Source organism: Frankia sp. AiPs1 (assembly GCF_023716945.1).
Taxonomy (GTDB): domain Bacteria; phylum Actinomycetota; class Actinomycetes; order Frankiales; family Frankiaceae; genus Frankia.
In genome coordinates, this window is record NZ_JAMQQF010000457.1 from 1 (window position 1) to 4,909 (window position 4,909).

The 4,909-nt window shown below is 74.0% G+C and carries 5 protein-coding genes; 3 read left to right on the forward strand and 2 right to left on the reverse strand.

The window, feature by feature from the left end:
- Positions 1-260: 260 nt before the first annotated feature.
- Together ND748_RS25150 and ND748_RS25155 are read right to left on the reverse strand one after the other, a co-directional pair.
- Positions 261-1,586, reverse strand: a complete 1,326-nt coding sequence (locus tag ND748_RS25150) for a type I phosphomannose isomerase catalytic subunit (protein ID WP_374216029.1) — start codon at positions 1,584-1,586, stop codon at positions 261-263.
- 143 nt (positions 1,587-1,729) lie between these two features.
- Complete coding sequence (locus tag ND748_RS25155; RefSeq protein ID WP_374216030.1) at positions 1,730-2,122, reverse strand: metallopeptidase family protein; 393 nt, start codon at positions 2,120-2,122, stop codon at positions 1,730-1,732.
- 365 nt (positions 2,123-2,487) lie between these two features.
- Between ND748_RS25155 and ND748_RS25160 the strand changes: the two genes are divergently transcribed.
- From ND748_RS25160 to ND748_RS25170, 3 genes are all read left to right on the forward strand, one after another.
- Entirely contained in the window at positions 2,488-2,880 is a 393-nt protein-coding gene (locus ND748_RS25160) for a DUF3499 domain-containing protein (protein WP_251748501.1), read from the forward strand.
- Between the two features lie 289 nt (positions 2,881-3,169).
- On the forward strand, positions 3,170-4,528 hold the full coding sequence (locus tag ND748_RS25165; protein WP_251748503.1) for a phosphomannomutase/phosphoglucomutase: 1,359 nt from the start codon (positions 3,170-3,172) through the stop codon (positions 4,526-4,528).
- Positions 4,528-4,731, forward strand: coding sequence for a Trm112 family protein (locus tag ND748_RS25170; protein ID WP_251748505.1), 204 nt, complete (start codon positions 4,528-4,530; stop codon positions 4,729-4,731). The genes ND748_RS25165 and ND748_RS25170 overlap by 1 nt, the downstream gene beginning before the upstream one ends.
- The last annotated feature ends 178 nt before the right edge of the window (positions 4,732-4,909 follow it).

Sequence of the window (4,909 nt, forward strand, 5' to 3'; positions counted from 1 at the left end):
CGTCCGCGCCGCCGCGGGACTCGCCCCTCGCCGGCCTCCCCGTGGCCGGGCCGGCCGCGTCCCCGCTGGTGCTGCCGAAGATCCTTTCCGCGGTGGTTCCGCTGGGGGGAGCGCCACGCCGGCTCGACGCCCCGCCGGCGGTGGCGGATCCCGCGGTGCCCTACCGCTGAGCGCGGTCCGCCACCGGTGGGCCGGACCGCTGGGGGCGACCGGCGCCGGTCAGTGCTGGTGCCGATCGGCCTGATCAGGCAGGTGCGGCGTCAGACGGGGCGGGCGCCCGGCGCGGCGAGGAAGACTCGGCCGGTGCCGGTCAGGGTGACCGCCGCCCGGCCCGCCACCAGCGCCGATCCGCCGCGGCGCAGCGTCAGCGGGGCGACGGCGGTTCCGTCGTCGGCCGCAGCGGTGACCTCGACCCGTCCCTCGACCGCGAGCAGCACCGTCGGGCGTCCCACGGGCACACTGCCGCCGGTGCAGACGGCCTCGGCGAGGGCGAAGTCGGCGACGGGGACGTCCCAGCCGCGCAGCAGGCCACCGGGAGAATCCGAGACGATGCGGGCACTCTGGACCGGCGCGTCGCTCGGAGTGGGATCGAAGATCAGAAGCAGTTCGTCGACGTCGATGTGCTTGGGGGTCAGTCCGCCGCGCAGCACGTTGTCGGAGGTGGCCATGATCTCGATGCCGAGCCCGGCGACGTAGGCGTGCAGCATCCGGGCCGGCTGGAACAGGCCCTCGCCGGGACGCAGCGTCACGTCGTTGAGCAGCAGCGCCGCCGCGATGCCCACATCGCCCGGATGCGCCGCGGCGAGCCGTCCGACGAGGTCCGCGGCCCGCGCGACGTCGTCGTCACCGTCCCCCGGGTCCTGGCCAGCCAGTCCGTCGCCGTCGCCGTCGCCGTTGTTGACGTTGACGTTGACGTCGCCCGCAGCCTCGCCGCTGGTGGCCTCGGCACCGGTCGGGATCCGGCCGCGGGTGCGGCGCAGCCGGTCGGCCGCCGCGACGAGTGCGCCGACCAGCTCCCCAGCGGGGCCGGCGGGCATGGTCAGGAGGGTCCGCAGCACCGTGGCCGCCCCGGCGGCCGGATCGTCGGCCAGGGGGCGGAAGGCGGCCAGGAGAGCCGGTGTCGCCAGCGCCCGCGCGACCGCGAGGGTGCGCGCCGGGTCTCGGACGCCCGCGAGCGCCCGAAACGGCGACAGGGCGACGATGAGCTCGGGCTTGTGGTTGCGGTCGCGGTAGCGCCGACGGGAATCGTCGACGGCGAGGCCGGCGGCGTCGTCCGCGGCGAAGCCGGCGGCGGCCTGGGCCAGGTCGGGATGCACCTGCAACGACAGCGCCTTGTCCGCCGCCAGCACCTTGAGCAGGAACGGCAGCGGGCCGACGAGGTCGGCGGCCGGGCGGCGGGCGCCGTCCGCCTCGACGAGTGCCGGTGCCACGGGATGGGTCCCGAGCCACAGCTCCGCGACCGGACCGCCGGCGGCGGGGGTGCCGAGCAGCTCGGGGATGGCGGTCGACGATCCCCACGCGTAGGGCTGCTCGGCCCCGTGGAGGGCGAGCAGGCGGGGGGACCCCGCCGGCACCTGTGGGCCCACGCCGGCGAATTCGCCGGCGGCCGGGGACGGCGCGCCGACAGGCGGCGTGGGCACGGAATTGCTGGTCACGGTCTCCTCGCAGGGGCGTGCTCCCTGGGGGCGGGCGTTGGCCGCCGCCCCGGTGCGGGCGGTGGGCGGCCGGGCTACTCCTCCTCGCCCCAGCCGTGACCTTCTGGGTCGATCACGGCCGGATCGACGCCCATCATCTCGGCCACCTCGTGGATGATCGCGTCCAACACGAGTTCGGCCAGGTCCTCGCTGTCCACCGCCCTGGCCTCTATGGGCCGGCGATATACCACGATGCGGCGGGGGGTGCTCGAGCGGCCCTTTCCGGTGGCCGGCTGGAATCGGGCGAGCGGGATCTCCTCGTCGGCCACCGCCACCGGCGGCACGTCCTCGACGGCGAACTCGACGTCGGACAGCTCCGCCGACCACCTGTGGTCGAGATGCTCGACGGCGTCCAGCACGAAGTCGTCGAAGCGATCCCCGCGGGTGGCGTAGGCCGGCACATCGGGCGGCAGCAGCGTCCCGCGGATGCCTCGGCCCCGCCGGTCACGACGCCGACGGGGGGGGATCGGCCGGGCCGCCGCCGGGAACCGCTCGAGCTCGGTCACCCTGTGAGCGTAGCGTTCGTGGCAGGGGCTCGTGTCGGCCCCGGCGGCCGTCGTGATCCGGTCGCCGCGCCAACCCGCCATCCGGCGACTGACCCCGAATCCCTCCCAGCCCGAGGAGGTTCCACGATCTTGATGATCTCGATGCCGTGCCGGATGACGTTGCCGTGCGCGAGTTCGGACGCGCGGTGCAACGATATGGTCGACAACGCGTGACGATTCAGCCTCGCGGCACGCGACACGACGATAGATGGTGGCCGTCGCCCGTTCCGGGGGCTACCGTCCGGAACGTGAAGCCTCGGCGCTGCTCCCGCTCGGCCTGTTCCGCAGCCGCGGTCGCCACGCTCACGTATGCCTACGCCGAGTCGACAGCCGTACTGGGCCCCCTGTCCCCGTACGTCGAGCCGCACTCGTACGACCTGTGCGGACCGCACGCCGACCGGCTCACCGTGCCGCTCGGCTGGGCGGTCGTCCGGCTCGAGGCCGAAGCATCGCGTGAGGGTGGCCGTGAGGTGGCCGGGGATGACCTGGAAGCGCTGGCGGACGCCGTGCGTGAGGCTTCCCGGCGCGGTCCCGAGGCCCCCCGGCGCGGTCCCGAGCCGCCCCCGGGTCCCCAGGGCGGGCCGCAGGCGCCTCCGGGCGGCCGCCGCGGTCACCTGCGGGCGGTACCCAGCCCTTCCTGAGGCGACCCGGCGTCGGTGACCCCTGACCGCCCCGACCGGGGACCGGGTGGTGGCGAGGGCCTGGCCGCCCGCGCCCGCCGCTCCCGATCGACCGGGGCCGAACGGCTGCCGCTTCGGCCCGCAGGTGCGTGGTCGGCGTCGTGCTCGCCTGTGGGCTTGCCCGGATGCGGTCCCGGGTCTGTCGGACCTGGCAGATAGGGTCTCCCGAGTGCGGCCGCAGTGGCGCCGTGCAGGCTCCGGGGACCATTCACCCGGTGCGGGGGACACCAGGGAGAAGGGTGGGGACCGGATGCGCGACCTGTCGCGGATCTTCAAGGCGTACGACGTCCGGGGTGTTGTGCCGGCAGAGTTCGACGCCGAGATCGCCCGGCTGACCGGCGCCGCGTTTGTCCGACTGCTCAACGCCGAGCGGATCGTCACCGCCCACGACATGCGGGAGTCGTCCATCCCGCTCGCCGCGGCCTTCGCACAGGGCGCGGCCAGCCAGGGCGCCGATGTGATTCTCGCCGGCCTCGGCTCGACGGACCTGCTCTACTTCGCCGCCGGCTCGCTCGACATCCCCGGCGCGATGTTCACCGCCTCGCACAACCCGGCGAAGTACAACGGGATCAAGCTCTGCCGGGCGGGCGCGGCGCCCATCGGCCAGGACACCGGGCTCACCGAGATCCGGGAGATGGTCGAGCGGGGCGTGCCCGCCGGCCCCGGTCGCGTCGGCACGATCACCACGAGTGACCTCCTCGCCGACTATGTGCGCCACCTCCACACGTTGGTCGACCTGTCCGGCATCCGGCCGCTCACCGTCGCGGTCGACGCCGGCAACGGCATGGGCGGCCTGACCGTCCCGGCGACCTTCACCGGCCTGCCGCTGACCGTGATCCCGCTCTACTTCGAGCTGGACGGCTCCTTCCCGAACCACGAGGCCAACCCGATCGAGCCGGCCAACCTGCGTGACCTGCAGGCCGCGGTCCGGGCCTCCGGAGCCGACCTCGGGCTCGCGTTCGACGGCGACGCCGACCGCTGCTTCGTCGTCGACGAGCGCGGGGAGATCGTCTCGCCGTCGACCATCACGGCGCTGGTGGCGGACCGTGAGCTCGCTCGCGAGCCGGGCGGGACGATCATCCATAACGTCATCGTCAGCAGGGGGGTGCCCGAGCTCGTCACCGAGCGTGGCGGCATCCCGGTCCGCACCCGCGTCGGCCACTCGTTCATCAAGGCCGAGATGGCCCGAACGGGCGCGATCTTCGGTGGCGAGCACTCCGGCCATTTCTACTTCCGGGACTTCTGGCGGGCGGACTCCGGCATGCTTGCCGCGCTGCACGTGCTCGCCGCGCTCGGCGGCCAGCCGCGGCCGCTGTCCGACCTGCTCGCCGGCTACCTCCGCTACAGCGTCTCCGGCGAGATCAACTCCGAGGTGACGGATGTCGTCGCCGCGATGCAGGCGGTCGAGAAGGCCTACGCGCCGCGCGCCGCCGACATCGATCATCTCGACGGTCTGACCATCTCGTTCGCGGACGGGTCCTGGTTCAACCTGCGCCCGTCCAACACCGAGCCGCTGCTGCGGCTCAACGTCGAAGGCCCCGACGAGGCCACGATGCGCCGGCTGCGCGACGAGGTCCTTGCGCGTGTCCGGGGCGAAAGGGAGTCCTGATGAGTCTCGACCCGCTGCTGCTGGAGATCCTCGCCTGCCCGTGCAGCAAGCATGGTGAGCTGCGCTCCGATGAGCTGGACGGCGCTCCCGTGCTGGTCTGCCTCGCCTGCGACCTGGCTTTCCCGGTCCGCGACGACATTCCCGTGATGCTGCTCGACGAGGCCGTGCCGTTCTCCGGCCGGGCCGCGTCGGCAACCAGCTGACCCCCGCGGCGTCGGCATGTACCTCGACGAGGCAATCCTCGACGACACCGCCAGGATCGACTCCGGCCACGCCGCGGCCCTCCTGCCGCACGTCGCCTCGGCGGCCCTGCAGGTGCGCCGGAGCGTCGTCCTCGCCGAGGAGGCGGGGGTGGCGCGCCTCGGCGCCGACGGGCGGCCG